General features: G+C 67.0%; 23 protein-coding genes. 9 read left to right on the plus strand and 14 right to left on the minus strand.

What is annotated here, in order from left to right:
* Positions 1-17 precede the first annotated feature (17 nt).
* Entirely contained in the window at positions 18-1,448 is a 1,431-nt protein-coding gene (locus tag ACSQ1X_RS14690) for a glycoside hydrolase family 3 N-terminal domain-containing protein (protein WP_436058188.1), read from the minus strand.
* Here ACSQ1X_RS14690 and ACSQ1X_RS14695 point away from each other — a divergent pair.
* Together ACSQ1X_RS14695 and ACSQ1X_RS14700 are read left to right on the plus strand one after the other, a co-directional pair.
* Positions 1,441-1,731 (plus strand): hypothetical protein, encoded by a 291-nt coding sequence (locus tag ACSQ1X_RS14695; protein WP_436058189.1) that lies wholly within the window; start codon positions 1,441-1,443, stop codon positions 1,729-1,731. The two genes, ACSQ1X_RS14690 and ACSQ1X_RS14695, sit on opposite strands and share 8 nt — an antisense overlap.
* A gap of 125 nt (positions 1,732-1,856) precedes the next feature.
* Positions 1,857-3,008: a glutamate--cysteine ligase gene (locus tag ACSQ1X_RS14700; protein ID WP_436058190.1), complete on the plus strand. Its 1,152-nt coding sequence runs from the start codon at positions 1,857-1,859 to the stop codon at positions 3,006-3,008.
* Positions 3,009-3,036: 28 nt separating this feature from the next.
* Here the strand turns inward: ACSQ1X_RS14700 and tsaD are convergent, their stop codons facing one another.
* Genes tsaD through alr form a run of 5 tightly spaced genes read right to left on the minus strand, consistent with a single transcriptional unit; the run spans position 3,037 to position 7,151 of the window.
* Positions 3,037-4,128 carry a tRNA (adenosine(37)-N6)-threonylcarbamoyltransferase complex transferase subunit TsaD gene (gene tsaD, locus ACSQ1X_RS14705; RefSeq protein WP_436058191.1) on the minus strand — a complete coding sequence of 364 codons (1,092 nt, stop codon included), beginning with the start codon at positions 4,126-4,128 and terminating at the stop codon, positions 3,037-3,039.
* The gene (gene rimI, locus ACSQ1X_RS14710; RefSeq protein WP_436058192.1) at positions 4,125-4,628 is read right to left on the minus strand and encodes a ribosomal protein S18-alanine N-acetyltransferase; all 504 of its coding nucleotides are present in this window, start codon (positions 4,626-4,628) and stop codon (positions 4,125-4,127) included. The genes tsaD and rimI overlap by 4 nt, the downstream gene beginning before the upstream one ends.
* A 53-nt stretch (positions 4,629-4,681) precedes the next feature.
* Positions 4,682-5,353, minus strand: coding sequence for a tRNA (adenosine(37)-N6)-threonylcarbamoyltransferase complex dimerization subunit type 1 TsaB (gene tsaB, locus ACSQ1X_RS14715; RefSeq protein WP_436058193.1), 672 nt, complete (start codon positions 5,351-5,353; stop codon positions 4,682-4,684).
* Positions 5,353-5,916, minus strand: coding sequence for a tRNA (adenosine(37)-N6)-threonylcarbamoyltransferase complex ATPase subunit type 1 TsaE (gene tsaE, locus ACSQ1X_RS14720; RefSeq protein WP_436058194.1), 564 nt, complete (start codon positions 5,914-5,916; stop codon positions 5,353-5,355). Before tsaE ends, tsaB begins: the two co-directional genes overlap by 1 nt.
* On the minus strand, positions 5,913-7,151 hold the full coding sequence (gene alr / locus ACSQ1X_RS14725) for an alanine racemase (protein WP_436058195.1): 1,239 nt from the start codon (positions 7,149-7,151) through the stop codon (positions 5,913-5,915). The genes tsaE and alr overlap by 4 nt, the downstream gene beginning before the upstream one ends.
* A 94-nt stretch (positions 7,152-7,245) precedes the next feature.
* Between alr and ACSQ1X_RS14730 the strand changes: the two genes are divergently transcribed.
* Positions 7,246-7,983, plus strand: a complete 738-nt coding sequence (locus tag ACSQ1X_RS14730; RefSeq protein ID WP_436058196.1) for a VOC family protein — start codon at positions 7,246-7,248, stop codon at positions 7,981-7,983.
* 33 nt (positions 7,984-8,016) lie between these two features.
* On the opposite strand, the gene ACSQ1X_RS14735 is transcribed toward ACSQ1X_RS14730, so the two are convergent.
* Positions 8,017-9,108 carry a PfkB family carbohydrate kinase gene (locus ACSQ1X_RS14735; RefSeq protein ID WP_436058197.1) on the minus strand — a complete coding sequence of 364 codons (1,092 nt, stop codon included), beginning with the start codon at positions 9,106-9,108 and terminating at the stop codon, positions 8,017-8,019.
* A gap of 94 nt (positions 9,109-9,202) precedes the next feature.
* Between ACSQ1X_RS14735 and ACSQ1X_RS14740 the strand changes: the two genes are divergently transcribed.
* Positions 9,203-10,585 carry a 6-phospho-beta-glucosidase gene (locus ACSQ1X_RS14740; RefSeq protein WP_436058198.1) on the plus strand — a complete coding sequence of 461 codons (1,383 nt, stop codon included), beginning with the start codon at positions 9,203-9,205 and terminating at the stop codon, positions 10,583-10,585.
* Between the two features lie 28 nt (positions 10,586-10,613).
* Here ACSQ1X_RS14740 and ACSQ1X_RS14745 read toward each other — a convergent pair whose 3' ends face one another.
* Positions 10,614-11,150 carry an N-acetyltransferase family protein gene (locus ACSQ1X_RS14745; RefSeq protein ID WP_436058199.1) on the minus strand — a complete coding sequence of 179 codons (537 nt, stop codon included), beginning with the start codon at positions 11,148-11,150 and terminating at the stop codon, positions 10,614-10,616.
* A 132-nt stretch (positions 11,151-11,282) separates the two neighbouring features.
* Here ACSQ1X_RS14745 and mshA point away from each other — a divergent pair, with 132 nt between their 5' ends.
* The 3 genes from mshA to ACSQ1X_RS14760 all read left to right on the plus strand — a co-directional run bounded on the left by mshA (position 11,283) and on the right by ACSQ1X_RS14760 (position 15,542).
* Positions 11,283-12,548, plus strand: a complete 1,266-nt coding sequence (mshA, locus tag ACSQ1X_RS14750) for a D-inositol-3-phosphate glycosyltransferase (protein WP_436058200.1) — start codon at positions 11,283-11,285, stop codon at positions 12,546-12,548.
* 62 nt (positions 12,549-12,610) lie between these two features.
* The gene (locus tag ACSQ1X_RS14755; RefSeq protein ID WP_436058201.1) at positions 12,611-14,308 is read left to right on the plus strand and encodes a formate--tetrahydrofolate ligase; all 1,698 of its coding nucleotides are present in this window, start codon (positions 12,611-12,613) and stop codon (positions 14,306-14,308) included.
* 274 nt (positions 14,309-14,582) lie between these two features.
* Positions 14,583-15,542, plus strand: a complete 960-nt coding sequence (locus ACSQ1X_RS14760; RefSeq protein ID WP_436058202.1) for a DUF559 domain-containing protein — start codon at positions 14,583-14,585, stop codon at positions 15,540-15,542.
* A gap of 45 nt (positions 15,543-15,587) precedes the next feature.
* On the opposite strand, the gene ACSQ1X_RS14765 is transcribed toward ACSQ1X_RS14760, so the two are convergent.
* Positions 15,588-16,097, minus strand: a complete 510-nt coding sequence (locus ACSQ1X_RS14765; protein ID WP_436058203.1) for a DUF2306 domain-containing protein — start codon at positions 16,095-16,097, stop codon at positions 15,588-15,590.
* Between the two features lie 101 nt (positions 16,098-16,198).
* Between ACSQ1X_RS14765 and ACSQ1X_RS14770 the strand changes: the two genes are divergently transcribed.
* Positions 16,199-16,507 (plus strand): MerR family transcriptional regulator, encoded by a 309-nt coding sequence (locus tag ACSQ1X_RS14770; protein ID WP_436058204.1) that lies wholly within the window; start codon positions 16,199-16,201, stop codon positions 16,505-16,507.
* A gap of 76 nt (positions 16,508-16,583) precedes the next feature.
* Positions 16,584-16,811, plus strand: coding sequence for a hypothetical protein (locus tag ACSQ1X_RS14775; RefSeq protein WP_436058205.1), 228 nt, complete (start codon positions 16,584-16,586; stop codon positions 16,809-16,811).
* A gap of 87 nt (positions 16,812-16,898) precedes the next feature.
* Here the strand turns inward: ACSQ1X_RS14775 and ACSQ1X_RS14780 are convergent, their stop codons facing one another.
* The 5 genes from ACSQ1X_RS14780 to glgX all read right to left on the minus strand — a co-directional run bounded on the left by ACSQ1X_RS14780 (position 16,899) and on the right by glgX (position 25,684).
* Positions 16,899-17,984 (minus strand): inositol-3-phosphate synthase, encoded by a 1,086-nt coding sequence (locus ACSQ1X_RS14780; protein WP_436058206.1) that lies wholly within the window; start codon positions 17,982-17,984, stop codon positions 16,899-16,901.
* A gap of 206 nt (positions 17,985-18,190) precedes the next feature.
* On the minus strand, positions 18,191-19,228 hold the full coding sequence (gene mgrA, locus ACSQ1X_RS14785; RefSeq protein ID WP_436058207.1) for an L-glyceraldehyde 3-phosphate reductase: 1,038 nt from the start codon (positions 19,226-19,228) through the stop codon (positions 18,191-18,193).
* Between the two features lie 107 nt (positions 19,229-19,335).
* Positions 19,336-21,090, minus strand: coding sequence for a malto-oligosyltrehalose trehalohydrolase (gene treZ / locus ACSQ1X_RS14790; protein WP_436058208.1), 1,755 nt, complete (start codon positions 21,088-21,090; stop codon positions 19,336-19,338).
* Positions 21,090-23,435, minus strand: a complete 2,346-nt coding sequence (gene treY, locus ACSQ1X_RS14795; RefSeq protein WP_436058209.1) for a malto-oligosyltrehalose synthase — start codon at positions 23,433-23,435, stop codon at positions 21,090-21,092. The genes treZ and treY overlap by 1 nt, the downstream gene beginning before the upstream one ends.
* Positions 23,432-25,684, minus strand: a complete 2,253-nt coding sequence (gene glgX / locus ACSQ1X_RS14800) for a glycogen debranching protein GlgX (protein WP_436058210.1) — start codon at positions 25,682-25,684, stop codon at positions 23,432-23,434. Before glgX ends, treY begins: the two co-directional genes overlap by 4 nt.
* Positions 25,685-25,757: the final 73 nt, after the last annotated feature.

The raw sequence follows: 25,757 nt of genomic DNA on the forward strand, positions 1-25,757 counted from the left end.
CGCCACGGAGCGGTGCGTTAGCAGCCGCTTCCGGGCGCAAAAGGTCCAACGGCGGCGGGCAGCTTTCCGGGGGCAGGCGCCCTGCCCGCGAGGACGGCCACCAGGGCGTTGAAGGCTTCCTGGCTGCGGCCGTAGAGGGCCACCTTGGCGGGCGCCGCCGATCCGGCCAGCGGCCACGGCGCATCGAGCGCCACCACGACGTCGCCTTGGGCCGGGGGCCCTTCATAGCCGATCAGCGTCACGAGCGGTCCGGCGCCGAGCGAAATGCCGGCCGCGCGGGCGGCCTCGGCGAAACGCGCGCGGTCCTGTTCATTGCCGCCGGCCACCCGGACGCTGCCGGGCACCATCGGCCCATGGCACGGCCCGGCCAGGACGGTGACTGCTGCTGCGGACACCCGCTGGGAAAGGGCGGAGCCGCTTCCGGGCGCGGCAGCCGGGGACGTAGGGGTGCGGGCGCGCCACATCATCATGGTCACCACCCGCTGGGCTGCCTCGTCGAGGCGGGACGCCGGCAGCGCGCCGGTCTCGACGGCACCCACCACGGCTGCGTGGGCGGCTGCGACGTCTCCGGGCATCAGCAGCAGGTCCGCCCCGGCGGCCAGTGCCAGCGGTGCGGCGGACTCTCCGGGGAACTGCTTGTGCACCGCGCCCATGTTGAGCGCATCCGTCACGGCCACACCCTTGAAACCCATGCCGCGGAGGGCGCCGTAGCTCGCTTTGGACAAGGACGCGGGCACGCCCGGCTCCAGGGCGGGCACGGAGATGTGGCCGGTCATGATCATGGGCAGGCCTGCGTCGATGGCAGCCTGGAACGGTTTCCAGTCCTTCGCCCGGAGTTCCGCCACTGTTGCCTTCTGCACCGGCAGGTTCTCGTGCGAATCGACGGCCACGGAGCCGTGCCCGGGGAAGTGCTTGGCGGAGGGCAGGAGCCCGGCCGCCAGCATTCCCCGGGCAAAACCGACGCCGAGGCTGGCCGCAGCATCAGGGTTGCCGGACATGGCCCTGGCCCCGATGGTCGGGTCCAGCGGGCCGGCCGTGACATCCGTGGCCGGCGCGAAGTCCGCGGTGAAGCCGAGCCCGGCAAGCTCCGCGGCGAGCGCCCTGCCGGCGTCCGTAGCGAGCCCGACGTTTCCGGCGGCGCCGAAGCTCATGGGGGCTGGCCACTCGGTCAAGGGTGCGCGCAGCCGGGCGACCACGCCGCCTTCCTGGTCCACGCCGATCACGGCCGGCCAGGTGCGTCCGTCCGCCTTGGCCGCCTTGTGCAGGAGGCTTATCCCCGAGGCCATCGCGGCGGTGTCCACGGTTCCGTCGGCAGACCGCGGCACGTTGTCACCCATGACGATTGATCCACCCAGGTGCAGCTTTTCCATGGTGGCGGCGTGGGCAGCAAAGTCGGTTCCGGTGAAGAAGGGCATCAGCACCTGCCCGGCTTTCTGTTCGATGCTCATTTTTGCGACGGCGGCGCGGGCAGCGTCGTCGTCCTTCTGCTGCGGTCCCCAACCCAGCTGGCGTTCTCCGGGGGCGGGGGTTGTAGGCCTGGGCGCTGCCGGGCTCCCGGACGCGGGCGCGGAACGCAGGGCACTGCCGGACGCCGGTGCCGGTGCCGTTGGCGATGGCGTTCCGGACTGCGGTCCGGAGGAGGGGGAAGGTGCGCCTGTACAGGCGGCGGTGGCAAGCATTGCCGCCGTCACCGCCAGCGTCGTCGCTGTTTTGTGGAAAGTCCTTGTGTGAAAACTGTCACTGCGTCCTTGAAACCAAGCCATCATCTCGATGCTACCCCTGCACTAGACTTGAACCACCCGTTGCCCGCCCTCTGGCTGCTTCTGCAACGGACGGCGGAACAGTGAAGGGACCACATGAAGATTGATTTCGCTTCATCCAGGCAATCAACTCTTGGTGTGGAATGGGAGCTCGCGCTGGTCAATGCCCAGACCGGCGAACTGGCCTCGGTAGCCAATGAGGTGCTCCGCGGTGTGGCCGCCAACCATCCCGAGCTCAACGAGGACGACGAACACCCGCACATCAAACAGGAACTCCTGCTGAACACGGTGGAGCTCGTCACCGGTATCTGCGAGACGGTGGCGCAGGCCAAGGCGGACCTCAGCAGTTCGCTCGCCGCCGTGCGGGAAGTCACCGATCCCATGGGTGTCGAACTCTTCTGCGCCGGAAGCCATCCTTTCAGCCCTCCGCAGCTGCAGCCGGTCACGGACAAAGCACGGTATGCCAAGCTCATCGACCGCACCCAGTGGTGGGGGCGCCAGATGGTGATCTACGGCGTGCACGTCCACGTGGGCCTGGACAGCCGCGACAAGGTCCTGCCGGTGCTGGACGGACTGCTGAACTACTTCCCCCATTTCCAGGCGCTCTCCGCCTCGAGTCCCTTCTGGGGCGGCGAGGACACCGGCTACGCATCCCACCGCGCGCTCATGTTCCAGCAGCTGCCTACCGCGGGCCTGCCGTTCCAGTTCTCCACGTGGGCAGACTACGAATCCTATGTCCAGGACATGTTCACCACCGGAGTGATCGACACCATCTCGGAGATCCGCTGGGACATCCGCCCGGTCCCCAACCTGGGCACCATCGAGATGCGCATCTGCGACGGCCTGGCCACGCTGGAGGAAGTCGGCGCAATCGCAGCCCTGACCCAGTGCCTGGTGGACGAATTCTCCACCATCCTGGACAACGGCGGCACCATTCCCACCATGCCGCCCTGGCACCTCCAGGAAAACAAGTGGCGTGCGGCCCGGTACGGCCTCGATGCGATCATCATCCTCGACGCCCAGGGCAACGAGCAGCTGGTCACCGAGCACCTGCTCGAAACGCTGAACCGGCTCGCGCCCGTGGCCGCGAAACTCGGCTGCTCGGACGAGCTTGCCGACGTCGAAAAGATCATCAGCCGCGGTGCCGGGTACCAGCGGCAGCGCCGTGTCGCGGCGGAAAACGGCGGCAACCTTCAGGCCGTGGTGCTGGACCTCGTCAAACAGATGCGGAACGGCCCCACCGCCTGAATCCCCCTGAGTTTCCCCTTGAGGGGTTTTAGGCGGGAAGGGATACCGCCGTGACCGGCATGGACGAATCCGGGGCGAAACTGATGCCGCTGGGCTCGATGCCGGCCATGACCAGCTGGGCCCCGAGGGCGGCCACCATGGCCCCGTTATCCGTGCACAGATCCAGCGGCGGGACGGTCAGCCGGATCCCGGCCGCACTGCACCGCTGCTCGGTGAGCTGGCGCAGCCGTGAGTTCGCGGCAACTCCGCCGCCCAGCAGCAGCTCGGTGATGCCGTATTCCCGGCAGGCAAGCACCGCCTTGGACGTGATCACGTCCACCACAGCCTCCTGGAACGCGGCCGCGACGTCCGCGACCGGCACCTCCTCGCCGCGGGCTTCGAACTGCTCCACGCAGCGGGCGACGGCGGTCTTCAGTCCGCTGAACGACCAGTCGTAGCGGTGCGGGCCGGGTTCGTCCGCGGTGCCCATGTATTTGGGCTGCGTCAGCCCGCGCGGGAACCGGATCGCCTTGGCGTTGCCGGTCCGGGCAAGTTTGTCGATGGCCGGTCCGCCCGGGTAGCCGAGGCCCAGAAGCCGGGCCACCTTGTCGTAGGCTTCCCCGGCGGCGTCGTCGATGGTGGAACCCAGCAGCTCGACGTCGTCGGTGATGCTCCTGATCCGGAGGATTTCGGTGTGGCCGCCGGACACCAGGAGGGCGCCCAAATTCTCAGGCAAGATGTTGTCGGGCAGGCTGTTCCCCGCCTGCAAGAGGCCGACGCCGACATGGGCCACCAGGTGGTTGATGGCATACAGCGGCTTGCCGGTGGCCACCGCGAGCGCCTTCGCGGCGCACACGCCCACCATCAGCGCCCCGGCCAGGCCCGGACCGGACGTGACGGCGATAGCGTCGACATCGTCGAGTCTTACTCCGGCCTCCGCGAGGGACGCCTGCAGCGTGGGCACGAAGGCGTCCAGGTGTGCGCGCGACGCGATCTCGGGGATAACCCCGCCGAAGCGGACGTGTTCCTCCATAGAAGAGGACACTGTGTTGCTGAGCAGGGCTGTTCCGCGCACGATTCCCACGCCTGTCTCATCGCAGGAGGATTCGATGCCCAGGACAAGGGGTTGCGTTCGGTTCATGGTGTGTCTGCCTCCGTGGCCGTCAAGTGGTCGGGGGTCGCATTAGTGGCCGCCGGTCCTGCCAGAAGGCCGGAGTCCGGGAGTTGGAGGCGCATGATCAGGGCGTCCACCCCGTCCCGGTAATACCGTGGGCGGACGTGGATCTGTTCGAAGCCGAAGCGGCGGTAAAGCTGCTGGGCCCGGGGGTTGTCCGCCCTGACTTCCAGCAGCACGTCCGCCGCCCGGCGCCGCCGGCTTTCGGCGATGAGCTCGGTCAGCAGGGCCGAGCCGATCCCCCTGCCTTCACACTCCGGCACGACGGCGATGGTCTGCACGTCCGCGATCGGTTCGATGCACATCAGACCGGCGTAGCCCACGATTTCGCCGGCAGCCTCGGCCACTAGGTAGTGGCGGGTTTCGGCCTGTGCCAGTTCGTCATGGAACATCTGGAGCGGCCAGGCGTCCACCGGGAACAGCCTGCATTCGAGGGTGTGCACCGCAGGGATATCCGCACCGCTCATGGCCCGCAATGTCACGCCGTTCGGGACCACTCCGGTGATTCCTGCCGTCCCGTTCACAGCGCACGCTTCCGGGGGCCCGGGACCTGGGCGTCGGACTCGCGGAGGTACAACGGGGTGGAGTCCGGCAGCTGCTCCCCCGCGGCCAGCCGGGCCAGTGCGAACTGGCCCAGGTAAAGGGCATCGGGCTGCTCCGAGCTGAAGTCCGGATCAGCACGGAGGACATCCTCGTAGATGCCTGCGCCGGCTCCATAGGCCGGCAGGTCGGGCAGCCCGGCCGCGAACCCCACGTGCGGGCCGTCAACCAGCAGGGGCAGCTGGCCATCGGCGAGTGAATAGCGGGCCCAGTACACCTCTTTGCGCCGGGCATCCGTTGCCACCAGGAATTCCGGCACCGCGGACGTCGATTCAGCCACTTCCAGCGCCATGGCGTCCAGGCTCATCAGGCCGTACAGGGGTTTGCCCCACACGTAGGACAGGGTCCGTGCGGTGGCAATCCCGGACCGCAGCCCCGTGAACGGCCCCGGGCCGACACCGGCCACAATCGCGTCGATGTCCGCACCCGTCACCCCTGCGTCGGCGAGCATATCGCCGATGCCCGGAGCCAGCACTTCGGCATGGCTGCGGGTGTCCTCGGTGGAGAAGCTCGCCAGCACCCCTTCGGGCGCATCGTCCGAAACCAGGGCGGCACTGGCCACGGCTGACGTGTCGATGGCAAGGATCAGCATCAGTCATTCCCTTTCAAGGCGGCAGGCAGCAGGGGCTGCTCAGCCCAGCGCGGGCCGAAGCCGCGGATCACGATGGTGCGGGGTTCGTCGTCGTCGTCCGTATCGAAGTCCAGCACACCGTCCTCGGAGTCTGGTGAGCTCACCAGCGGCCGGTGCAGTTCGACGTCGAGCAGGCTGTCGCTAAGGTGCTCCACGCGTCCGCGGCCCCACTCCACCACCGTTACGGTGCTGTCCAGCGTGTTTTCGAGGTCGATGTCATCGATTTCGGCGGCGCTTTCGAGCCGGTACGCATCAACGTGCACCAGGTCTGGTCCGCCGGGACGCGGCCCGTCCGCAAGGTTGGGATGGATGCGGACCAGGACGAACGTGGGCGAAATGATGCCGGCCCGGACACCCAGGCCCTCGCCGAGCCCCTGGGTGAAGGTGGTCTTCCCCGCGCCGAGCTCGCCCGTCAGGACCACCAGGTCGCCGGCCTCGAGAACGGCACCTAGGGCGGCAGCCAGGGCATGGGTTTCCTCGGCGGTCTGCACCGAGAGGGACAGCTCCCACTGCGGATCGCTCATCGTGATTCACCCGGCCGGTCTGCCGGATTTTCGTTGACGTACCGCCTCGGGACGCGCGGGCTGATCCGCGTCACGATCTCGTAGTTGATGGTACCGGCGGCGCGGGCCCAGTCGTCCGCCGTCGGGCCGCCGTCGGCGCCGTCGCCGAAGAGGACCGCCTCGGCACCCAGCAGGCTGGGTCCGCCGGATGCCACGCCGCGGGGTCCCAGGTCGATCACCATCTGGTCCATGGCGATCCTGCCCACCACCGGGTAGTTCCGGCCCTCCACCCGGACGGGGCCGCCGGTGGCAACGCGCGGCACGCCGTCGGCGTATCCAAGCGGGATCAGTCCCAGGGTGCTGGTGCCGGAGGTGCGGTAGTTGAGTCCGTAGGAAACACCCTGGCCTGCCGGGACGTCCTTGCAGTGCGACACCTTGGTGCGGACGGTCATGGCCGGGCGCAGCCCCAGTTCGGCCGGCGACTGCCCGTCAAACGGTGAGAGCCCGTAGATACCCAGGCCCACCCGGACCAGGTCGAAGTGTGTGTCGGGGCGGGAAAGCGTGGCCGGCGTGTTGGCCAGGTGGCGGACTTCGGGGTCCACTCCGGCGTCCTCGGCGATGGCCAGGACTTCGCGGAAGGCCTGCAGCTGCTGGTCCGTTTCCGGGCGGTCCGGTTCGTCCGCCACGGCAAGGTGGGAGAAGATACCCACCACACGGAGAAGGCCTTCGTCCTGGTATTCCATCGCTTCGCCCACCAGGCTGTCCCAGGCTTCCAGCGTTGCGCCGTTGCGGCCCAGGCCGGTGTCCACCTTCAGGTGGACCCGTGCCGGCCGTTCCTGCTCGCGGGCCGCCAGGACAATCTTCTCCAGCTCCCAGCCGGAGCAGCCGATGTCGATTCCGGCGGCGACGGCGGCACCGAAGTTGCTGTCCGGCGTATGCAGCCACGCGAGAAGCGGCGCCTCGATGCCGGCGGCGCGCAGGGCAAGCGCCTCAGAGATGTGCGCAACACCGAGCCACTGCGCCCCGGCGTCGAGCGCTGCCCGGGCCACCGGAACGGCACCGTGCCCGTAGGCATCAGCTTTCACCACGGCCATGACCTGCGCCGGTGAGGCAACGGCTGCCAGGTGGCGGACATTGTGCCGGATGGCGTCCAGGTCGATCACTGCTGAACGTTCGCTGGCGGGGCTTTCACTGGCGGAGCCTGGCGCTGAGTCCGGGACGGGCCGGAAGTCGCCGGTTGCTGCTGGGTAGGTCACCCTAGTGATTCTAGTGGCGCCGCGGCGGGTGGCTTAATTTGGCCAGGCGTGCCTCCACTATCGGCTCCATCACCCGGGTATAGGGTCGTGCGGTATGGCACTGCGACTTGTTCAAGTGAATTTCAAGGCCCGGGACGACTCAGCCCTCGGCCGGTTTTGGGCGGAGGCTCTCGGCTGGGGCGTTTCCAGCGAGGGGCCCGGTGTGACCAATGTTGAACCCGTGGGCTTCACCTGGCCGGACGCCGCCGCCGTCTGCGTCGATGTGGTCAGCGTCCCGGACCCCGAGACAGTGAAATACCGCGCGCACCTTGATCTCGCCACCACCTCTGCGGCCCATCACGAGGAGCTGGTCGCGCACTTGTTGGAGCTGGGTGCCACGGCCGCCGACGTGGGCCAGGGCGATGTGCCGTGGACGGTTCTGGCCGACCCGGAGGGCAATGTGTTCTGTGTGCTGGAGCCGCGACCGATCTACCGGGACACCGGGCCCATCGCCACAGTGGTGGTCAACTGCGCGGATCCGCGGGCCTTGGCCCGGTTCTGGAGCGAGGCTACGGACTGGACCCTGCATGAGCTGACCGACGATCATGCGCGGCTGCGTTCGGCCAAGGGTGTCGGGCCGTACCTGGAATTACTTCGCACGTCCGGCGTGGAGACCGTATGGAACCGTGTCCATCTCGACCTGATGCCGTATCCCGGTGACGATCACGCGGCAGAGGTGGCCCGGCTGCGGGCCCTGGGTGCCACTGACGCCGACGTCGGCCAGGGCGATGTGCCCTGGGTGTGCCTCGCCGACCCGGAGGGCAACGAGTTCTGCGTCCTCACCCCGGGCTGAGCCCCGGCTCGCCGCGCGTCCAGGAGACGCGCCCTACGCGTCGGAGAGGTGGGCGATCGTGGCAGTGGCCCGGCGCAATGCCTGCGGGGGAACGTCGCGCACGATTTCCTCCAGGAAGCTGAAGCGCCGCAGCCACTGGCTGCTCTGCCGTTCAGGCCTGGCGTTGGCCCGCTTCCACCAGTCGGCGATGTCGCCCCAGCCGGGCGCTGCCAGGGAACCGCCCACTTCCTGGACCGCCAGGGACGCGCACAGGTTGGCGAACCGGAGCCGGTCAGCGAGCGGCCAGCACGCCAGGCTGCCCACAATGAACGCCGCGCCGAAGCAGTCGCCGGCACCGGTGGGGTCATAGGCGGAGACCGGCAGGGACGGCACCCATTCCTCCTCGCCCGTCTCGGAGTCCACGGCCATGGCACCCTGCGGCCCCAGGGTCACGACGGCCACCGGAACCCGGTCAGCGAGCGCATACAGTGCCGCCCATGGTGTGTCCCGGCCGGTGAAGGCCATGGCCTCGCGCTGGTTGGGCATGAATGCATGGAAATACTTCAGGTTGTCCAGCCGGGCGGACGACCATTTGCCGGTGGCGTCCCAGCCGACGTCGCCGAAAAGTTTGACCCCCGCGCTGTTGGCGGCAATGGCCCACGGGGCCAGTTCCTCGTCCAGGTCAGCGACGGCGGCGAGCGCGGCGGGCGGTGTGCCGATCAGTTCTGATGAGGTGACCGGTGCAGGGTGGCCGTGGGTCACCATGGAGCGGTCGTGCTGAACGCTGAGCGAGACCGTCACGGGTGAGTGCCAGCCGGGGATGCGCTTGGAGAGGGACAGGTCCACGTGCTCCTGGGCGGCCAGGATCTTCCAGTTGTAGTCCCCATAGCCGTCGTCACCGAAGGCGGCCGCCAGTCCGGTGCGCAGGCCCAGGCGCGCGGCGGCGATGGCTTGGTTGGCCACACCGCCGGGGCAGCTGCCCATGCCCTCGCTCCAGATCTCGGTCCCCGGCTCAGGCGCGTGGGGCAGGCCGGTGAAGATGATGTCCTGGAAAACCGTCCCGGTCAGGAGCAGATCGAAGCTCCCGTCCGCGGGCGTGCGGACGGCGGAGAGCGGGTCGAACCGGCGCTCTGGTATCGCGTCCATGTTCGGCAGACTACGCCCTCGCGCCACCCCTGCAAAGTGCCCCGCCGCGGCGCACCGAGAGGCGTGCGCCCGGTGGCCGAATAGACTGCGTGGTATGCGGCTCATGATTGCCGGTGGCGGCGGGTTCCGTGTCCCGCTGGTGTACCGGGCGCTCACCTCCGGCCCCTTCGCAGGGCTGGTGCGCGAGCTTGTGCTCTTCGACGTCGATCCCCTGCGGCTGGCCGCCATCAAGGCGGTCCTGTCATCGATGGGTCCTTCCGGCGGGTCTCCTTCATCCGGCCACCCCGGCCCTGCGGTCAGCACCACCACCTCGCTGGCCGAAGGCCTTGACGGCACCGACATGGTATTCGCTGCCATCCGCCCGGGCGGAACGGCGGGCCGGATAGCCGACGAACGTGTGCCCCTCGGCCTCGGCCTCCTGGGCCAGGAAACCACGGGCGCCGGCGGAATCTCCTACGCGCTGCGATCCATCCCCGGGATGCTGGAACTGGCCCGCGAAATGAAGCGGCGCTGCCCGGAAGCCTGGCTGGTCAACTTCACCAACCCCGCCGGAATGGTCACCCAGGCGCTGGTCCCTGTGCTGGGCAGCAGGGTGATCGGCATCTGCGATTCGGCCGGCGCCCTGGTTCACCGGGCGGCCCGGGCGGCCGGTGCCCCGCTGCCTGAGGGAAAGCTCGACGGAGTGGGCTACTACGGGCTCAACCATCTGGGCTGGCTTTACCGGCTGGAGTCCGGCGGTCAGGATCTGCTGCCCGGACTGCTGGCGGACGCGCAGGCGCTGTCCGGATTCGAGGAGGGCAGGCTCTTTCCACAGCCGTTCCTCCAGTCCCTGGGCTGCCTGCCCAACGAGTACCTGTACTACTACTACGACACGCAGCGGGCCGTCGGTGCCATCCGCACCATGCGGCAGACCCGCGGCGAATCGATCCACGAACAGCAGTCCGGGCTGTACCCCGCGCTGGCCGCCGCCGGGTCCCGGGCCTACGAACTGTGGGACGCGGCCCGGCGCTCGCGCGAGGAAGGCTACCTGGCCGAGGCGCGCGAGGGCGGAGAACAGCGTGACGAGGACGACCTCGCCGGCGGCGGATACGAGCGCGTTGCCCTCGGTGTGATGCGTGCCCTGTCCGGCGGGAAGGGCGGCGGGGCCGCCGAGCTCATCCTGAACACCCCGAACGCCGGTGCGCTTCCCGGGCTGCCGGCGGACGCCGTCGTCGAGGTTCCCTGCGTGGTGACGTCCGACGGCGCGGTGCCGGTGCCGCAGGACCGTCCGGCGGACGCCCAACTGGCTCTCATGCAGCGGGTCAAGGAGGTGGAGCGGCTGACGGTGTCCGCGGCGGTGCGCGGCCGCCGTGACGACGCCGTCCGGGCGTTCGCGCTCCACCCGCTCATCGATTCCGGGGAGCTCGCCGTCGAACTGTTGGACGGGTACGAGGCGGCCTTCCCCGCGCTCCGGCGCCTGTGGCGCGACGGATCCTGACACCGGGAAGCCCTGAAACCGGCGGGTCCTACAGCTTGCGGTACATCACCTTGAGGCCCACGTAGCCCAGCGTCGGGTGGTTGAAAGCCTCCGGGATGGTGGCCAGGACTTCGAACCCCATGCCCTGCCAGGCCGACACCGCGCGGACGTTGCTCTCCACCACGGCGTTGAACTGCATGGCGCGGAAACCGGCCGCGCGGGCCGCGTCCAGGGAGTAAGCGCAGAGCGCCTTGGCCAGCCCCTTGCCGGCGTGGTCCGGGTGGACCATGTAGCCGGCGTTGGCCACGTGGCTGCCTCCCCCGCCCTGGTTGGCGTGCAGCTCACCGGTGCCCAGCACTGCACCGTCCCGGACAGCCACGAACGCCTGGCCCGGAGCGTCCTTGAACCAGCGGGCCCGGGCTTCGTCCTCCGTGGTGCCGCGGTCCCAGGTGAAGGTGTCGCCGGCCCGGATGACGGGTTCCAGGATCGTCCACATGCCGGGCCAGTCGGCCGCGATGGCCGGGCGGATTTCGATACCGGCTGCGGTGCCGGCTGAGTCTGCGGTTGCGTCTGTGGTTGGGCTCACAGCCGCCACGTTAGCAGGAGGGCTGCGGCTGGTGTACAGGAGGGCCGCACGGCATGCGGTCCGCTGTGAAGGCCGGGGCACTTCAGGAGTACTGTTTTATCGGATGCAGTTCCGCCAGCCGAAGGGAGAGCCGTGACTCTGATCCGCCGTGTCGCATTCCTCTCCCTGCACACCTCGCCCATGGAACAGCCCGGTTCCGGTGACGCCGGTGGCATGAACGTGTACGTGCGGGCGCTCGCGTCGGCGCTGGCCGCCAGCGGTGTGGAAGTGGAAATCTTCACGCGGTCCACGTCGTCGGGACAGCCCGCCGTCGAACACCCGGACCCCGGCGTGTGCGTTCACAACGTGATCTCCGGCCCGCCGCGGAAGCTGCTCAAGGAGGAACTTCCGGAGCTGCTTCACAGCATGGTGGAGGAAGTCGAGCGGATCCGGCAGCGCCAGCCGCACGGCCGGTACGACCTCATCCATTCGCACTACTGGGTCTCCGGCGTCGCCGGGCTGGAGCTTTCGCGGCTGTGGGGGGTGCCGCTGGTGCACACCATGCACACGATGGCCAAGGTCAAGAACCTGCTCCTGCACTCCGGCGAGAAACCCGAACCGCGGCGGCGCGAGGACGGCGAACACCGGATTGTCGACGGCGCCACCCGGCTGATCGCCAACACCCCGGCCGAAGCCGCCGAGCTTGTCTCCCATTACAACGCAGACTTCGACCACATCGACGTCGCTCCCCCGGGCGTGGACCTGACAGTGTTCACCCCGGCCTTCCGGACCCGTTCCCGCGCACAGCTCGGTGTGCCCGCCGGCAAATTCCATCTGCTCTTCGCCGGCCGGATCCAGCGGCTCAAAGGCCCGCAGATTCTCGTCAAGGCAGCTGCCTTGCTCCGCTCCCGCCGCCCGGACATCGACCTGCAGGTCACCATTTTGGGCGCCCTCAGCGGGGCCAAGGACTTCGACCTGAAATCGCTGATCAGCGACGCCGGAATGGACGACGTCGTCACGCACCATCCGCCGGTGAACGCACCTGCGCTTGCCAACTGGTTCCGCTCGGCCGACGTCGTGGTGATGCCCTCGTACAGCGAGTCCTTCGGGCTGGTGGCGCTGGAAGCCCAGGCCTGCGGGACACCCGTGGTGGCCACCCGCGTGGGCGGGCTGTCCCGGGCCATCTTCGAGGGACGGACCGGGCTGCTGGTGGACGGCCACAAAGCCGCCGACTGGGCCGATGTGCTGGAGGCGCTCTACGACGACCCCGCCACGCGGGAGGACATGGGCCGCGCGGCAGCCGTGCAGGCCCAGGGCTTCGGCTGGCAGCGAACCGCCGCGATCACGCTGGAAAGCTACCATGCCGCCGTAGACCAGTACATTGATAGTCACAGAATTCCGGCGGGCCACACGCCTTAGCCGGGAGTGCCGGGAGGGACGCCCGAACGGCTTTGCCTGCAGCCACGAACTGAAGGACAACGATGTCTGACAACAACGTCATGAGTGACCTGGAAATCGCCCAGCGCGCCACCATGCGGCCCATCGAGGAAATCGCCGCCGCGGCCGGCATCAGCACCGATGCCCTGGAACTCCACGGCCGGTACAAGGCAAAGATCGATCCGGCGAAGCTACTGATGCCGGGAGGGGCGCCCGACCGGCTGCCGGGCAAGGTGGTGCTGGTTTCGGCGATGTCCCCCACACCTGCGGGCGAGGGAAAGTCCACCACCACCGTGGGCCTGGCGGATTCCCTGGCGCGGGCCGGGAAGAAGGTGATGATCGCGCTGCGTGAGCCGTCCCTGGGGCCCGTACTTGGCATGAAGGGCGGAGCAACCGGCGGCGGCTACTCGCAGGTGCTCCCGATGGAGGAAATCAACCTGCACTTCACCGGGGACTTCCACGCCATCACCTCGGCGAACAACGCGCTCATGGCCCTGGTGGACAACCATATTTTCCAGGGCAACGAGCTCAACATCGATCCCCGCCGGATGACTTTCAAGCGGGTCCTGGACATGAACGACCGCTCGCTCCGCGAGGTAGTGATCGGTTTGGGCGGCCCGTCCCAGGGGACACCACGGCAGGACAGCTTCGACATCACCGCGGCGTCCGAGATCATGGCCGTCTTCTGCCTGGCCACGGACATTGCCGATCTCCGTGCCAGGCTGGGCCGCATCACCTTCGGCTACACCTACGAGCGTGAGCCCGTGACGGTGGCGGACCTCGGCGTCCAGGGTGCCCTGACCTTGCTGCTCAGGGATGCGATCAAACCCAACCTCGTGCAGACCATCGCCGGAACTCCCGCCCTGGTGCACGGCGGCCCGTTTGCCAACATCGCACACGGCTGCAACTCGCTGATCGCCACCCAGACCGCGCGCCGGCTCGCGGACATCGTGGTCACCGAAGCCGGCTTCGGCGCCGACCTGGGGGCTGAAAAGTTCATGGACATCAAGGCGAGGGTGGCAGACGTGGCTCCGTCCGCCGTCGTGCTCGTGGCAACCGTCCGCGCACTGAAGATGCACGGCGGGGTGGCCAAGGACCGGCTGAAGGAGCCCAACGCGGAGGCTCTGGCGGCCGGCACGGCCAACCTCCGGCGGCACATCCGCAACGTCGAGAAGTTCGGAATCACCCCCGTGGTTGCCGTCAACAAGTTCACCACGGATACCCAGGAGGAGCTCGACTGGCTGCTGGAATGGTGCGCCGGCGAAGGTGTGCAGGCTGCAGTGGCGGACGTCTGGGGCCGCGGCGGGGGCGGGGACGGCGGCGACGACCTCGCGGCCAAGGTGCTTGCCGCGCTGGATGCTCCGCACAGTTTCCGGCACCTGTATCCGCTGGAGCTGTCTGTGGAGGACAAGATCCGCACCATCGTGCAGGAAATGTACGGGGCCGACGGCGTGGACTTCTCCGTCCCCGCGCTCAAGCGCCTGGCCGAAATCGAGAAGAACGGCTGGGCGGGCATGCCAGTTTGCATGGCCAAGACACAGTACTCGTTCAGCGACGACGCCACCCGGCTGGGTGCGCCGAAAGGGTTCACAGTCCATGTGCGGGACCTCATTCCCAAGACCGGGGCCGGTTTCATCGTGGCGCTGACGGGCGCGGTGATGACCATGCCCGGCCTGCCGAAGGTCCCGGCAGCCCTGCGGATGGACGTGGACGATACGGGTAAGCCCGTCGGCCTTTTCTAAACCCTCTCTCACTTCCCGGCGCCTTTCCCCAAACCCTCTCTCACTTCCCGGCGCCTTTCCCCAAACCCTCTCTCACTTCCCGGCGCCTTTCCCCAAACCCTCTCTCACTTCCCGCCGCCTTTCCCCAAACCCTCTCTCACTTCCCGGCGCCTTTCCCCAAACCCTCTCTCACTTCCCGGCGCCTTTCCCCAAACCCTCTCTCACTTCCCGGCGCCCGGGGTCCACTTGTGGATATCTTCTGCGGCATTATCGACTTTCGGGACACAATGCCAGCATGAGTAAGCGCAACAATTTGCCTGGGCTGTTGGCAATCGCTCCGTTCACGGTGGACTCGGCGCGGGCCGCTGGAGTATCAGCGGACAGGCTGCGTCGAAAAGACGTGGTCCATGTTGGGCGCGGACTCTACCGCCCCTCGAACTGGAGTTTTGAACTGGAAGCGGCGGCGCGGGCGCTGTCTGCCGCATCACCGGGCGCATGGATCTCCCATGTCACCGCAGCACGGTTGCGGTGCCAGCTGCTGCCGCCTTGGCTGGCCGACTCAACGGAGCTGCATTTGAGCAAGCCTCGGTCCCTGCCCTCCGTGCGCCGCAAGGGCGTAGTCGGCCATACGGTCTTGGCCCGGGACGATGAGATCGAGTCGATCGACGGCATCAGCATCAGCACCCGGTCGCGGACCTGGCTCGATCTGGCGCGGCAACTGTCAGTAAATGAACTGGTGTGCATGGGCGACCAGCTGGTCCGCATCCCGCGGGAGCCCTTCGAGAGTCGGACCCAGCCCTATGACACCCTGGACGGACTCCGTGCTCTGGTAGGCCGCCACCCAAACCTGCAGGGTGTCGTGCGTGCCCGCGAAGCGTTGGATCTCATGCGGGTCGGCGCCGACTCTGCCCCCGAATCCCTGCTCCGGCTGGCCATGGCCGATGCCGGTCTTCCCGAACCGGATCTGCAGTTGTCATTGCGTGATGCTGACGCCGTGTCCCCAAGCGCCGATCTCGGCTATCGGTGCCGGCGGGTCGCCATCCAGTACGACGGCGAACATCACCTTCTTGACGCCCAGTCCTTTAGTGACCGGCGGCGAAACAAGGCCTTCGAATCGGCCGGTTGGACTGTCCTGATATTCGACAAGGATGATCTTGCAGACGGCTTCCAGGGCGCCATCGGGAAGATTAAGCGGACGCTGCGCACCGCGTGGCTGGATCACCCCCAGGCAGCCGGTTTCGCCGACGTCGGGTGAGAGAGCGTCGCGCCCAAACCCACCGAAAGTGAGAGAGGGTCGGTTCTAAACACGCAGGGAGTGAGAGAGCGTTCCATCCTTCGACGGGGCCGCCTTACCCGCACGGCCGCCGCGCTTGAGCGAAACGATCATGACCACCACACTCAGGACCACCAAAGCAGCAACATATGCCGCGGTGCCCGGGTCCTCGGCGAGGAGCCGCGGAATGGACCTTCCCGGCACGGCAACGGCAAAGACGAACGCCACTGCAATGCCGATGTAGCTCCCGATCATGTTGCCCAAGTGCGATGGGATGTTGCGGCGGATGGCGCTGACGAGGCCAAGGGACACCGTCACGATGGTGAACGCCGACAGCCCGTGCAGCCAGGTGAAATGTCCGGCAGTCACAATCCAGAAACTACTGACGCAGACGTAGTACATGGCGGCCACCCACAGGTAGCCCATGGTGCGGTGGATGCGGTCACGGCGGCTTCGGAAGATTTGAAAGGGGCCGATGACGAGGACGAACAGCGCGGCAATGACATGGCTGACAAGCAGTACATTCCAGTGCTCCATGGCTTTAGGATAGAGCCACTATCCAATACGTGTACATCAGGATAGTTGGTGCCGGGTCTGCTATCCAATGGCTTCCGGCCCTCGCAGGAAGGATGTCCGGAATGCAGCTGAAGGAATTGAGCGAGCAGTCGGGAGTCTCGGCCGCAAGCATCAAGTACTACTTGCGCGAGGGCCTCCTGCCGCCCGGAGCGGCCGTCCACGCAACGCGCGCTCAATATTCAGCGAGGCACGTCGAGCGCCTCGATTTGATCCAGGCGCTCCGCCGGATAGTCGGACTGAACATCGAACAGATTCGCGGCATCCTCAGAATGGCCGACGACGGCGCCTCGCGCCTTGAGCTCTTGGCGGCGGTTCAGCGCGTGGTGCTTGAGTTGGACTCCTACGCCACGGTTAGTGGCGAGGCCGGCTGACGCCGTCGTGCGTCTCAGGGGCTGGCCCGATTCCCCAAGTGACGCCCGGAACGCACTAAATGCCCATCTGGAGCTGATGGAGAGCCTCAACATCCGGGTGCCCGGCGAGCTCCTGGACACTTACAGCAAGGCTATGGACGACGTCGCCGGGGTCGACATTGCGGCCACGGCGGCCCCGGACAGCATCGATGAGCTTATTCTCACGGCCGCCGTCGGCATGCACATGCACAGCCAGCTATTGCTAAGGCTCCTGGCCCTTGCCCAGGCCAGCCACGCGATCCGACGGTACGAACAGGACGCTTAAAGCACGGCGCTCCCCCACCAAAAGTGAGAGAGCGCCGCGCCAAAACCCACCATAAGTGAGAGAGCGTCGCAGGCGGGAGGAACGTGGTTAGCGCTCGAGGTCTCCGCGGATGAAGGCCTCGACCTTTTCACGGGCGATGTCGTCGTTGAACTGCTCCGGCGGGGACTTCATGAAGTAGCTGGACGCGGAGAGCAGCGGGCCGCCGATGCCGCGGTCCAGGCCGATCTTGGCCGCACGGATGGCGTCGATGATCACGCCGGCGGAGTTGGGTGAGTCCCAGACCTCCAGCTTGTATTCCAGCGACACCGGGGCGTCGCCGAAGTTGCGGCCTTCGAGGCGGACGAAAGCCCACTTGCGGTCATCGAGCCACTGGACGTAGTCGGACGGGCCGATGTGCACGTCCTTGGCAGCCAGTTCGGCTTCGACGTTGGAGGTGACGGCCTGGGTCTTGGAAATCTTCTTGGACTCGAGGCGGTCGCGCTCCAGCATGTTCTTGAAGTCCATGTTGCCGCCGACGTTGAGCTGGTAGGTGCGGTCCAGCGTGACGCCGCGGTCTTCGAACAGCTTGGCCATGACGCGGTGCGTGATAGTGGCACCGATCTGGCTCTTGATGTCGTCACCCACGATCGGAACACCGGCGGCGGTGAACTTGTCGGCCCACTCCTTGGTGCCGGCCAGGAACACCGGCAGGGCGTTGACGAAAGCCACGCCCGCATCGATTGCGGCCTGGGCGTAGAACTCGGCGGCTTCCTGCGAACCAACGGGCAGGTAGCAGACCATCACGTCGACCTTGGCGTCCTTGAGGGCCTGGACAACGTCGACCGGCTCTGCTGGGGACTGCTCGATGGTCTCGAGGTAGTACTTGCCGAGGCCGTCCAGGGTGTGGCCGCGCTGGACCGTTACACCGGTGGGGGGAACGTCGGCGATCTTGATGGTGTTGTTTTCGCTGGCCAGGATGGCGTCGGCGAGGTCGACGCCCACCTTCTTGCCGTCCACATCGAAGGCTGCAACGAATTCAACGTCATTGACGTGGTACTTGCCGAACTCCACGTGCATCAGACCGGGGATCGTGGCCTGGGGGTCGGCATCCCGGTAGTAATGGACACCCTGGACCAGGGAAGCAGCGCAGTTACCTACGCCAACAATGGCGACACGAATCGGATTTGAAGACACGGAACTCCTTTGAGAACAAACTTCAGTGCCCGGCGCGGCTGCACTCTGATGTGCGACGGCGGCTGATGGGCACGGCGCCATTGGGCGCCCTTGCATTGTAGCCAACGCCGCCGGGGCCGGAGTTGTTCCCGGCCGGCCCCGGCGGCTCTGTTACGCGAGCCTTTGTTATTCGCGGCTGTGTTAGGCGCGGCTCAGTTAGGCGGGCGCTACTTCTGGGCCCAGAGGTTGATGTCGGACTCGACGGCGAACTCGTCGATCGCTTTCAGCTCCTCCTGGGAGAACGCCAGGTTGTTGATGGCGGACAGCGTGTCTTCCAGCTGCTTGACGCTGGATGCGCCCACCAGCGCGGACGTTACAGGCGACCCCTTGGGCTGGTCGCGGAGGATCCAGGCGATGGCCATCTGAGCCAGCGACTGCCCGCGGCCGGCGGCAATCTTGTTAAGCCCGCGGACCCTGTCCAGCTTGTCCTCGGTGAGGGCCGACTCAGACAGGAACCGTTCCTTGGCGGCACGCGAATCGGCCGGGATGCCGTTCAGGTAGCGGTCCGTCAGCATGCCCTGGGCGAGGGGGGAGAACGCAATGGAACCTGCGCCCACCTGGTCCAGCGCCTCGTACAGGTTGGGGGCGCCGTTCTCGGTCCAGCGGTTCAGCATGGAGTAGCTGGGCTGGTGGATGAGCAGCGGGGTGCCGAGCTCCTTCAGGATCCGGGCGGCCTCGAGGGTCTGCTCGGGGGTGTACGAGGAGATGCCCGCGTACAGGGCCTTGCCGGAGCGTACGGCGTAGTCCAGCGCCCCCATGGTTTCCTCCATGGGGGTTTCCGGATCGGGGCGGTGGCTGTAGAAGATGTCCACGTAGTCCAGGCCCATGCGCTGCAGCGACTGGTCCAGGCTGGAGATCAGGTATTTGCGGGATCCCCACTCGCCGTACGGGCCCGGCCACATGTAGTAGCCGGCCTTGGTGGAGATGACCAGCTCGTCGCGGTACGGCTTGAAGTCGTCCTGCAGGTGGCGACCGAAATTGGTTTCCGCCGAGCCGTCCGGCGGGCCGTAGTTGTTGGCCAGGTCAAAGTGGTTGACGCCGAGGTCGAAGGCGCGGCGGAGGATAGCGCGCTGCTCATCGAAGCGTTTGTCGTCGCCGAAGTTGTGCCAAAGGCCAAGGGAAATGGCCGGAAGTTTGAGGCCGCTGCGTCCCACGCGGCGGTAGGGCATGGATTCATAGCGGTTGTCCGCTGCAGAATAAGTCATACCTGCAATCCTGCCAGCTGTGATGCACGCTACAGCCAACAAGTCCGTTGTTACGCCGCGGGCTGACAGAAACAGCCCGCGGCGCAGCAACCAGCAACCGAAGCCTGTTAGCCCTTAAGGATGGCCGCACTCCACGGCGCCAGCACCAGCGAGCCGCCATCCAAAGCCGGAGCCTCATCGGTGGCGAGCAGCACTGAGCCCGCAGCGTCCCCGAGCTTGACTCCCTGCTCCGAGAAATTCAGTGCAACCTGGACGTCTCCGCGCCGGAACCGCAGCCAGCGCTCGTCCTCGCTGTAGTCCACCTCGGTGTCCGTGAACCCCAGCCCGGCGAGCTCGGGCGTCGAACGGCGCAGCGCGGTCAGCGCACGGTAGAGCTCCAGCAGGCGGGCATGGTCGCCCTCGGCGGCCTCGGCCCAGTTCAGTTTCGACCGGTTGAAGGTCTCCGGATCCTGGGGATCAGGCACGACGGCGGGATCCCACCCCATGCGCTCGAACTCCTTGATGCGTCCTTCCGCCGTCGCCTTACCCAGCTCCGGCTCCGGGTGGGAGGTGAAGAACTGCCAGGGCGTGGTGGCACCGTATTCCTCCCCCATGAAGAGCATGGGAGTGAACGGTGACGTCAGCGTGAGGACAGCCGCCAGTGCCAGCTGGCCGTAGGACAGCGACTGGGAGAGCCTGTCGCCGGTGGCGCGGTTGCCGATCTGGTCGTGGTTCTGGCTGCACACCACCAGGGCCGCCGGGTGCACCAGCCCGGTGTTGATGGGCCGCCCGTGGTGCCGGCCGCGGAAGCTGGAGTAGCTGCCGTCGTGGAAGAAGCCGTCGCGCAGGACCTTGGCCAGGGCGCCCAGTGAGTCGAAGTCGCTGTAATACCCTTCGGTCTCGCCGCTGATGTTCACGTGGACGGCATGGTGGAAGTCGTCGCTCCACTGCCCCTCCAGCCCGTAGCCGTTGACATCGCGGGGGTACAGCAGGCGGGGGTTGTTGAGGTCCGACTCCGCGATCATGGTGATCGGCCGGCCCGTTTCCGCGGCCACCGCGTCGCCCAGGGCGCCGAATTCCTCGAGGAGGTGGACCGCGCGCTCATCCTTGAAGGCGTGCACGGCGTCGATCCGCAGCCCGTCAACGTGGTAGTCCCGGAGCCACATTGCCGCGTTGTCCAGAATGTACCGGCGGACCTCGTCGGATCCGTTCCCGTCCAGGTTGACCGAGTCACCCCAGGTGTTGCCTTCCCCCGACTTCAGGTAGGGCCCGAACTTGGGCAGATAGTTTCCGCTGGGACCAAGGTGGTTGTACACCACGTCCTGGATGACGCCCAGGCCCGCGCCGTGGGCGGCGTCCACGAAGCGCTGGTACGAAGCCGGGCCGCCGTAGCCCTCATGGACGGTGTACCAGAGGACTCCGTCGTAGCCCCAGTTGTGGGTGCCGTTGAAGCCGTTGACCGGCAGGAGCTCCACGAAGTCGACGCCGAGGTCCGTGAGGTAGCCGAGTTTTCCGGCTGCAGCCTCCAGCGTTCCTTCGGGCGTGAAGGTGCCGATGTGCAGTTCGTAGATGACGGCACCCTGGAGCTCCCGCCCTGCCCAGTCCCCGTCCGCCCACTCATGGGCGGACGGGTCGAAGGTACGGGACAGGGAGTGGACGCCTTCAGGCTGGCGGCGGGACCGGGGGTCCGGCACCGGGGTGGTGTCCGTCCCCGGCAGGTAACCGTAGAACACGTCAGTGTCAGCCGGGGCGTCCGGGGCCGTCCACCAGCCCCCGTCGCGCTGGCTCATGGGGTACTCCGTGCCGTCAGCCAGCAAGGTGATGGCGGTGACATCGGGGGCCCAGATGTCGAAGCGTCCGCTTCCGCTCGCGGGCAGCGTCATCAGTGGTTCTCCGATCCGTGGGTGGCAGGAGCAGCTGCAGGAACGAGCAGTGCAACGGGGTAGCCGGCCAGGATGTCCGCAACGCGGACCGGCCCGGGTCCGAAGCTGCTGCCCGTCAGTTCGTCTGTCACGGCTGCCGGGAGCTCCACCGACGTGTCTTGCCAGCCGCCGGACTGTTCCAGCCTGCGCGCCAGCCTGGTGACCAGCGTCAGGGCGCCGGCAGACTCACCGGCGCCGCGGCTGAATGCCACCACGTGCTCCGCGGCCGGCCCGGAAGCGGTGATTGCCGTATAGCCCGTGAAGAGCTCAGGCCGGTCCCGCCGCAGCCTGAGCGCCCGTGAGGTCACCATCAGCTTGGCGGAGTCGTCCCGGTACGACGCCGGACGCTCGCCGGCGTCGAGCGCGTTCAGCGCCCGCTGCCGCGCGGCAAAGTCGACGGTACGGCGGTTGTCCGGATCAGTGAGCGAGCGGTCCCAGAACTCGGTGCCCTGGTACACGTCGGGGACGCCGGGCATGGTCAGCTGCACCAGTTTCGCGGACAGCGCGTTCGCGGCGCCGTACGGTTCCAGGAGAGCCACGAAGGCCTTCAGTTCCGCACGCACTTCCGGGTTGTCGAACGCGGCGTCGACGGCGGCAGCCAGCTTCTGCTCAAACGCCTCGTTCGGGTCCAGCCAGTCGGTGGAATTGCCGGCCTCGCGGGCGGCCTTGGTGGCGTATTGCTGCAGGCGTTCCCGGGAGGCGGGCCACGCCCCGGCGATGGCCTGCCAAAGCAGGCTGGCCAACGGCCCGTCAGGCAACGGGGCCAGTTCCTGCAGCTTGGCCAGAATCTGCTCCCATTCGGTCGCGAACTCGGAGATCACGGAAATTCGTGCCCGGGTGTCCTCGCTGCGCTTGGTGTCGTGGGTGCTGAGCGTGGTCATGGACAGCGGTAGTTCGGCTTCGCGCCGCGCCATCCGGTGGTGGAATTCCGCCGGGTCAATGGCGAACTCGGTGGGATCGGCACCCACCTCGGTCAGGGTGCCCAGCCGGGTGTAGCGGAAGAACGCGGTGTCCTCCACGCCCTTGGCCATCACCATGCCGGAGGTCTGCTGGAAGCGCTGCGCCAGCGCCGAACCGGCATCCAGCAGCAGCGGCTGCAGCAGGTCCACCGCAGGTGCGAGGTCGGGCCGGTTACGCGTAGCCAGGCTGCAGGCTTCCTTGAGGACTTCCTCGCCGTACGGGAGGTACGTCCGGTACACGGGGAAGGCGGCGATGATCTCGGAGATCGCATCAGAGGCCTGCTCACCATCCAACACCGTTCCGGCCGGAAGAAGCCGCGCCAGCCGAAGGACCTCCGAGTGCAGGATGCCGTCGGTGATCCGGCGCTTGGTACCGCGGATCATCTCCTCGTAGTCCGCCGGTTCTCCGCCGCGGAGCCTGCCGTCGAGCCGGTCAAGGGGCGCCTGCGCCGAAGGGTCCACGAAGAGCCGGTCCACGTCCGCCAAGGCGTCGTAGCCAGTGGTGCCTTCGCACTCAAAGGAAGCCGGCAGCTCCTCCCCTGGTTCCAGGATCTTCTCGATCAGCAGGTACCTGCCGCCGGTCGCTTCGCGGAGCCGCCGCAGGTAGCCCTCCGGGTCGGCCAGCCCGTCCGGGTGGTCGATCCGGACCCCGTCCGCCAGCCCTTCGCGGAACCAACGGACCACTTCGGCATGGGCTTCGTCGAACACCCGGGGGACTTCCACCCGGATGCCGGCCAGCGTGTTGACGGCGAAGAAGCGGCGGTAGTTGAGCTCGTTGTCCGCGCGGCGCCAGCCCACCAGTTCGTAGTTCTGGCGGGCGTGGACGTCGCGGGGGTCGTCCCCTTCGGTGTAGCTGCCGTCCGCCAGCGGGAACCGGTGGTCGTAGTAGCGGAGCTCGCCGTCGCGGACTTCCAGCTTGTCCAGTTCGTCGTCGCTCCCCAGCACAGGGAGCCGGATGCGTCCGCCGGCAAAGTCCCAGTCGACGTCGAACGCTTCCGCATAACGGGACTTCCGTCCTTCCTTGAGGAGGGACCACCACCAGGGGTTCTGGTAAGGCGACGCCACCCCCACGTGGTTGGGCACAATGTCCACGAGTACGCCCATGCCGGCGGCCCGGGCAGCCCGGGACACCGCGTCGAGACCTTCGGGCCCGCCACGGTCTGGGTCCACCGTGGACGGGTCCGTGACGTCGTACCCGTGGTCCGACCCCTTCTCAGCCGTCAGGATCGGCGACAGGTAGATCCAGTCCACGCCCAGCGACTTCAGGTAGGGGACCTGGGCCGCAGCGTCCTGGAGGGTAAAGGAGGGTCGGATCTGGAGCCGGTAGGTGGAGACCGGTGTCTTCATGAATCCTTGCCTTTCGCCTTTATCCTCCTGGTCTGCGAGGGTTCGGGGAGGGCCGGTGTGGTCAGCGCCGCAGTGTCGCTGGTGGTGGTCTGGGACAGAGCCGCGAGCGATGCCGCCACCGAGTGGTCCGGCTCTGTTTCCGGAACGCTGTGGGCGCGGAGTACCACGAGTGACTTGGCGGCAACGGGCAGTGCGTCTCCGGCTTCAACCGGTTCGGTGTCGGCGTTGTGTCCCGCGGTGTCGATGATGATGTCCCAGGCGGGAGCGTATTCGTCGGACGGCAGCGTGAACTTCACTTCGTCGTCGTGCGCGTTGAAGTAGAGCACGAAGTTGACGTCGGTGATGCGGCGGCCGCGTTCGTCCCGGCCGCGGATTCCGTCGCCGTTGAGGAACATGCCCACCGAGCGGCCGAAGCCGCTGTCCCAGTCCTCGGGCTTCATGGTGGAGCCGTCAACGTCCAGCCATTCAATGTCCGGAAGCCGTTCGCCCTCGCCGCGGAGGACCGGCCTGCCGTCGAAGAAGCGGCTGCGCCGGAAGGTGGGGTGCTTGTGCCGGAGGGCGTTCACGGCAGCCGTGAACTCCACCAGCGGCTGGTCCACGTTATCCCAGTTGATCCAGGTCAGTTCGGAGTCCTGGCAGTAGCCGTTGTTGTTGCCTTGCTGGGTGCGGCCCAGTTCGTCGCCGTGCAGGATCATCGGCACACCCTGCGAGAGCAGCAGCGACGCGATGAAGTTGCGCTGCTGCCGGGCGCGGAGGCCCAGGACCTTGGGATCGTCGGTGGGGCCCTCGGCCCCGCAGTTCCACGAGCGGTTGTGCGATTCGCCGTCGTTGTTGTCTTCCCCGTTGGCATCATTGTGCTTCTCGTTGTAGGACACCAGGTCCTGCAGGGTGAAACCGTCATGGGCGGTGACGAAGTTGATCGAGGCGACCGGACGGCGGCCGGAGTGCTCGTAGAGATCGGCGGAGCCGGTGATCCTGGAGGCGAATTCGCCGAGCGTTGCCGGCTCTCCGCGCCAGAAGTCGCGGACGGTGTCGCGGTACTTGCCGTTCCATTCCGTCCACTGCGGCGGGAAGTTGCCCACCTGGTAGCCGCCGGGGCCAACGTCCCACGGCTCGGCGATCAGCTTGACCTGGGACACTACCGGGTCCTGCTGGATGAGTTCGAAGAAGGTGGACAGCTTGTCCACGTCATAGAATTCGCGCGCCAGGGTGGAGGCGAGGTCGAATCGGAAGCCGTCCACGTGCATTTCCGTGACCCAGTAACGCAGGGAATCCATCAGGAGCTGCAAGGAGTGCGGGTGGCGGACGTTGAGCGAGTTGCCGGTGCCCGTGTAGTCCATGTAGTGCTTCTCGTCGCCGTCCATGAGCCGGTAGTAGGCGGCGTTGTCGATGCCCTTGAAGGACAGGGTGGGGCCCAGGTGGTTGCCTTCGGCGGTGTGGTTGTACACGACGTCGAGGATCACTTCGATGCCGGCCTGGTGCAGCGAGCGGACCATGGCCTTGAAGTCCTGCACCTGCTGGCCGGTGTCACCGGTGGAGCTGTAGCTGTTGTGCGGGGCGAAGAAGCCGATGGTGTTGTAGCCCCAGTAGTTGTTGAGGCCCTTGTCTTCCAGGATGCCGTCGTTGACGAACTGGTGCACCGGCATCAGCTCGATCGCCGTGACGCCCAGCTTCTGCAGGTGGGAGATGACGGAGGGGTGGGCAACGCCGGCGTACGTGCCGCGCTGGTCCTCCGGAACCTCGGGGTGCAGCTGCGTCAGGCCCTTGACGTGTGCCTCGTAGATCACGGACTTGTGATACGGGACGCGGGGCAGGTGGTCGCCGTCCCAGTCGAAGAACGGGTTGATCACCACACCCATCATCATGTGCGGCGCGGAGTCGGCATCGTTGCGGGAATCGGGATCGCCCATGTTGTAGGAGAACAGCGCCGGGTCCCAGTCGATCTTGCCGTGCACAGCCTTCGCATACGGGTCCATCAGCAGTTTGTTCGGGTTGAACCGGTTCCCGGAGTCGGGATCGTACGGCCCGTGGACGCGGTACCCGTATTTCTGTCCCGGCTGGATGTGGGGCAGGTAGCAGTGCCAGACGTAGCCGTCTACTTCGAGGACCTCGATCCGGGTCTCCGCACCTTCGTCATCGAAGAGGCACAGTTCCACCTTCTCGGCCCTTTCGCTGAACAGCGCAAAGTTCGTGCCAGTGCCGTTAAAGGTGGCTCCCAGCGGGTATGCCGATCCGGGCCAGACTTCCATGTGTACTCCTCGTGCGAACGAACAAATCTTTAGACAGACTACTAGTAAGTAGGATTACTATTATGGTTCCTGC

Source organism: Arthrobacter sp. LjRoot78, assembly GCF_964254335.1.
GTDB lineage: Bacteria > Actinomycetota > Actinomycetes > Actinomycetales > Micrococcaceae > Arthrobacter.

Bases quoted from the DNA above. Each gene is read 5' to 3' on its own strand.
- ACSQ1X_RS14735 (WP_436058197.1), bottom strand. From the start codon at position 9,108: ATGGACGCGATACCAGAGCGCCGGTTCGACCCGCTCTCCGCCGTCCGC.
- ACSQ1X_RS14755 (WP_436058201.1), top strand. From the start codon at position 12,611: ATGTCTGACAACAACGTCATGAGTGACCTGGAAATCGCCCAGCGCGCC.
- rimI (WP_436058192.1), bottom strand. From the start codon at position 4,628: ATGAGCGGTGCGGATATCCCTGCGGTGCACACCCTCGAATGCAGGCTG.
- ACSQ1X_RS14775 (WP_436058205.1), top strand. From the start codon at position 16,584: ATGGAGAGCCTCAACATCCGGGTGCCCGGCGAGCTCCTGGACACTTAC.
- glgX (WP_436058210.1), bottom strand. From the start codon at position 25,684: ATGGAAGTCTGGCCCGGATCGGCATACCCGCTGGGAGCCACCTTTAAC.
- ACSQ1X_RS14770 (WP_436058204.1), top strand. From the start codon at position 16,199: ATGCAGCTGAAGGAATTGAGCGAGCAGTCGGGAGTCTCGGCCGCAAGC.
- ACSQ1X_RS14700 (WP_436058190.1), top strand. From the start codon at position 1,857: ATGAAGATTGATTTCGCTTCATCCAGGCAATCAACTCTTGGTGTGGAA.
- ACSQ1X_RS14740 (WP_436058198.1), top strand. From the start codon at position 9,203: ATGCGGCTCATGATTGCCGGTGGCGGCGGGTTCCGTGTCCCGCTGGTG.
- treZ (WP_436058208.1), bottom strand. From the start codon at position 21,090: ATGACGCTGCCCGCGAGCGGAAGCGGACGCTTCGACATCTGGGCCCCC.
- tsaB (WP_436058193.1), bottom strand. From the start codon at position 5,353: ATGCTGATCCTTGCCATCGACACGTCAGCCGTGGCCAGTGCCGCCCTG.
- tsaE (WP_436058194.1), bottom strand. From the start codon at position 5,916: ATGAGCGATCCGCAGTGGGAGCTGTCCCTCTCGGTGCAGACCGCCGAG.
- ACSQ1X_RS14765 (WP_436058203.1), bottom strand. From the start codon at position 16,097: ATGGAGCACTGGAATGTACTGCTTGTCAGCCATGTCATTGCCGCGCTG.
- ACSQ1X_RS14690 (WP_436058188.1), bottom strand. From the start codon at position 1,448: ATGAGCATCGAACAGAAAGCCGGGCAGGTGCTGATGCCCTTCTTCACC.
- treY (WP_436058209.1), bottom strand. From the start codon at position 23,435: ATGAAGACACCGGTCTCCACCTACCGGCTCCAGATCCGACCCTCCTTT.
- ACSQ1X_RS14695 (WP_436058189.1), top strand. From the start codon at position 1,441: ATGCTCATTTTTGCGACGGCGGCGCGGGCAGCGTCGTCGTCCTTCTGC.
- ACSQ1X_RS14730 (WP_436058196.1), top strand. From the start codon at position 7,246: ATGGCACTGCGACTTGTTCAAGTGAATTTCAAGGCCCGGGACGACTCA.
- ACSQ1X_RS14760 (WP_436058202.1), top strand. From the start codon at position 14,583: ATGAGTAAGCGCAACAATTTGCCTGGGCTGTTGGCAATCGCTCCGTTC.
- tsaD (WP_436058191.1), bottom strand. From the start codon at position 4,128: ATGAACCGAACGCAACCCCTTGTCCTGGGCATCGAATCCTCCTGCGAT.
- mgrA (WP_436058207.1), bottom strand. From the start codon at position 19,228: ATGACTTATTCTGCAGCGGACAACCGCTATGAATCCATGCCCTACCGC.